The 3756-nt window shown below is 66.3% G+C and carries 4 protein-coding genes; 1 reads left to right on the forward strand and 3 read right to left on the reverse strand.

Annotated features, from left to right (window positions below):
• Positions 1-142: 142 nt before the first annotated feature.
• Positions 143-499: a hypothetical protein gene (locus ACWD0Y_RS36290; RefSeq protein WP_450264521.1), complete on the forward strand. Its 357-nt coding sequence runs from the start codon at positions 143-145 to the stop codon at positions 497-499.
• 25 nt (positions 500-524) lie between these two features.
• On the opposite strand, the gene ACWD0Y_RS36295 is transcribed toward ACWD0Y_RS36290, so the two are convergent.
• From ACWD0Y_RS36295 to ACWD0Y_RS36305, 3 genes are all read right to left on the reverse strand, one after another.
• Positions 525-1658, reverse strand: a complete 1134-nt coding sequence (locus ACWD0Y_RS36295) for a hypothetical protein (protein ID WP_450264522.1) — start codon at positions 1656-1658, stop codon at positions 525-527.
• Positions 1659-2050: 392 nt separating this feature from the next.
• Positions 2051-2386 (reverse strand): helix-turn-helix domain-containing protein, encoded by a 336-nt coding sequence (locus ACWD0Y_RS36300; RefSeq protein ID WP_129768267.1) that lies wholly within the window; start codon positions 2384-2386, stop codon positions 2051-2053.
• The gene (locus ACWD0Y_RS36305; protein ID WP_450264523.1) at positions 2383-3507 is read right to left on the reverse strand and encodes a tyrosine-type recombinase/integrase; all 1125 of its coding nucleotides are present in this window, start codon (positions 3505-3507) and stop codon (positions 2383-2385) included. Before ACWD0Y_RS36305 ends, ACWD0Y_RS36300 begins: the two co-directional genes overlap by 4 nt.
• Positions 3508-3756 lie beyond the last annotated feature (249 nt).

Consider the following 3756-nt stretch of genomic DNA (forward strand, 5'->3'; position numbering starts at 1 on the left):
GGTACTGGTGAGCTCGCGTATTCAACTGTCGCAAGTGGTGCTGCCAAAGCGTCGGTGCAGTCACTGTGTGTTGGGGTGCCGCAGGTCATGGTCTGTGCTGGCAGCCCCTCGCGTTCTGGCCGTTGGTGGATAACCTGCCTTCATGCCGCTGAACGTCCCCAAAGAGATCAAGCGTGTGAACAAGCAGGTCCTCGTAGAGCTGAGTTCGAGGAGCGAGCGCCTCAACCTCGGCAGGGGACGCGAGCCTGGATGGCTGGATCAGTACCTGGCCGACGATGCGACGGGGTCTCTGCGAGCGATCCTTCTTGAGCGTCCTCCCAAGCCCTGTTATCGCTGCCTCGTCCTGATCAAGCGGGCCGACGGGGAAGTCGAGCACTTCCTGCTCGACGTGCTGCCGGAGGATTTCGACCGGCTTGAGGACATCGTCGGCGAGGATCTGCTCACGTTCACGCGCTGGGCGTTGTCCCAGATCCCGTTGAGTCCTCTTCCTGCGGAGTAGAAGGTTCATTGGGCCGATCGCAGATTCAGGCATTGCTCTGCGGGGTCCAGCCGGGTGGTGACCGCCAGTGGTCTCCGGCGGCGTATCGGCTCCAGGTGCCTCCGGCCTCGGACGCGAGCTTGGCCGTGGTGACCCGGTGATAGCCGAGAGCCTCAGCGACGACCGGCGCGGGCATTTCCAGAACGTGTTGCCGGATCGCGGCTGTGCGGCCAGCCGTGGTGGGGATGCCGATGTCGTTGATGAGCGCGGCGAGAGCGTCGGGGTGCATCGGTTGTCCGGCCCGGCGGCCGGGGAACAGCCACCGGGAGGCGTGGTTGGTCGCGGTGTTCATGTTGTCCCGGCTGCTGATCCAACGATGTAGCAGTTCCGCGAGCGGTTCCGGCACTGGGGACGGCGGTTCGCCGAGGCGGAGAAACGTCTGGTCGTTGCTGTGGCCGACGTCGTCCAGGGTGAGGCGCACGACTCGGCTGAGTGGTTGGGCATAGAGCAGGACGATCACGCCCGCGACCCGAGTACGAAGCGGTAGGTCCGGGTCGGTGAGGAGCTGCCCGATCAGTTCCAGTCGTTCGGGCTGCGGCATCGGGGTGGCCCGGCGGATGTGGACCGGGGGCAGCCGGAACGGCCGGGTGAGCTTGCTGGCCGAGCACCAGAGCAGAAAGGCTCGCATGGTGTTGCGGGTGTACTCGTTCTGCTCGGTGTGCCAGGCGTCGATGCCGGTCTGGCCGCAGGTGCCAAGGGTGTGATCACGGGCGGCGAGCCAGGTGAGGAAGGCTGTGGCCTGCTTGACCTGGTCAGCGGCATGTCGACGGGCTGCCGGGGTGATCGGCTCCTTCTGGCTGCTGGTCCGCAGGCGTGGGAGCACTTCCCAGGTGGCGAACCGGCGGATGACCTGAGCGTGGTCGGGGTCAGGAATGTCGGCAAGGTGGCCGATGAGCCATCGTTCGAGCGAGCAGATCCGCTTGTCGACGGCCGGTAGGACACCGCAGGACATGAGGAGTTCCCGCAGGTGGGCGGCGGCCCGCCAGGGTTCGAGGCTGTGGAAGGCTTCGTGGGTCAGCTCGATGTCGCCGGTGGCGAGTCGGCGTAGCCAGTCGGCGGTGGAGTCGGGGCGTTCCTTGTTCCGGTCGAGCCAGGCGAGACCGGACAACGGCCTGTCCATGGTCCGAAGCAAGTCGGCCAGCGGAACGATTTCGGGGCGGATGCGGCCGGTGCCGTCATCCAGTAGCTGGGAAAGCCGGTCGGCAACGGTGCAGCGGGTGCAGAGCCGGCCTCCGTGCAGCTTGCCTTCCTCTCCGCAGCGGGAGCATCGATAGGACATCACGAAGCCCGCGCAGTCGGAGCAGATCTGCATGCGGTCGCTCGGACGTAGGCCGAGAAGAGCACGCTCGACTCCGCACTCGGGACAGGTTCCACGAACGCAGAGAGCTTTGTCGTGGCAGGTGCGGCAGACATAACCGTCCGGCCAGCGGGCGGCGAACCAGCCGTGGCGCTGACAGCGGGCGCATGCCCTCTTGTGCCAGCGTTCGCACTCCTCGGGGGTGTAGGCGGGGCTCACTCGTCAGGAAGGATTCGGGCCGGTCGGGGTCGCAGTTTCGCGACCGCCGTCGGCAAGGCAGGGAGATCACCGGTCGCGGTCTTGCGGACTCCGGCGTTCTCGGCGGTCGTGGTGACCAGGTCTGCCGGCGTGCAGGAGAAGATGTCGCAGAGCGCGGCCAGGACCTGGAGCGACAACCGCTCGGGGGTGCCGGAGACCAGTCGGTGGACCTGGGAAGCTGACAGGTCGATGCCGCGGTCACGTAGTAGCGGCACCAGCTCGGTGGTGGTGAACATGCCGTGAGTGCCCATCAGTTCGCGCAGCTTCCACGTGTAGCCGACCTTGCGTTTCACCTCTGCCTCCCGGCCTGGCTCTCCAGTGCGGCGGCAATGGTGCCGTCCAGATGTCGGCGGAGTGTGCGGGTGCGGAAGTCGGAGCTCACGCAGGTGTAGATCGCGGTCGTGCTTGCGTGGTCGTGACCGACCTGCTCCTGGACGAAGCGCGGGTCCCAGCCGGCCTCGATCAGATGGGTGACGTAGGACCTGCGGAAGGAATGGAAGTCCAGTCCCTCGTCTAGGCCGAGGGCCTGGCGGTAGGTGATGAACCGGGAATTGAGCCGCTGGCAGCCGATCCGCAGTCCGCGCTCAGAGGGCCAGGCGGCCGGGTTCCCTTCGCCTCCGAACAGCGGCCGGACCTCGGTGAACCACTCGTCCAGGATGTCGGGGGCCCAGTCCCAGACGGTCAGCACTGTGCGTCGCTTGGGCGGCGAGCCCTTCTTGGCTTTGCCGAACCGGACGCGGCACAGACCGAACTCGCCGTACTCGGCTCCGTGAGGGTTGCGGCCGAAGTCAGCGGCGTTAAGCATCCGTGTTTCGTTGCGCCGCGTGCCGAAGGCGTACGCGGTCTTGAACAACGTCGCGTCGCGGAACGCGGGCAGCCAGCCCTTGCGGCCGAAGGCCCGGATGCGAGCCACCTCGTCGTCGCAGTGAGCGAAGAAGGCATGCAGCTCGGCCTTGGTGAAGGCACGCTTCTTCGCCTCGGACTCGTTGTCCTGGACGTGCACCGCGGTGTTCCACTCGTGCACGATCTGGACCGGATGGGAGCCGAACCGCTCTTCACACGTGGTGGCCCATTCGTAGAGGGGGTCGGTGGCGAAGTGGCAGAAGGAGCGGATGGCCTCGGAGTACGAGCGGATCGTCGAACGCTTCAGATCACGCAATGAGCGCAGGTCACCGAGCCATTCATCCACCATGGCCGGCGTCCACTGCCAGGGGAAGGCGTTCACGTAGGCGGTGAACGCCTTCACCGTGTTCTCCCGCCCTTCGACAGTCGAGCGGGCCAGGTTCCGTGCGAGTTGCTGATTGGCGAATCCGCCCAGCATCGCGGAGAAGACCTGTTCCTCCGGCCGCAGCAGTGCGACGCCGTCCGTCAGGTGCAGTCTCGCCGCCCCCGGGACCGTCCCGTTGAACCTCACTGTCCACCACTCTCCGTAGCTCGCATCCAATGCGAGAAAACCGCATCGGATGCGAGTCGGGGGCGAAACCGCAGGCCGTCCATCCGGACGAGTGACAGCGGCTGGCCATTAGGGCTCGCCAGCCGCTACCGTCGCGCGACGCGACAGAGCCCGACGTCCCTGTTCAGCGAGGCGTCGTCCACCCTTGCTGGTGCCGACACATCAACTGTCGCCAGTTCGCATCCGATGCAATTGGCGGCGCTTGGAACA

It is taken from the genome of Streptomyces altiplanensis (genome assembly GCF_053591575.1).

Bases quoted from the DNA above. Each gene is read 5' to 3' on its own strand.
- ACWD0Y_RS36290 (WP_450264521.1), top strand. From the start codon at position 143: ATGCCGCTGAACGTCCCCAAAGAGATCAAGCGTGTGAACAAGCAGGTC.
- ACWD0Y_RS36295 (WP_450264522.1), bottom strand. From the start codon at position 1,658: ATGGACAGGCCGTTGTCCGGTCTCGCCTGGCTCGACCGGAACAAGGAA.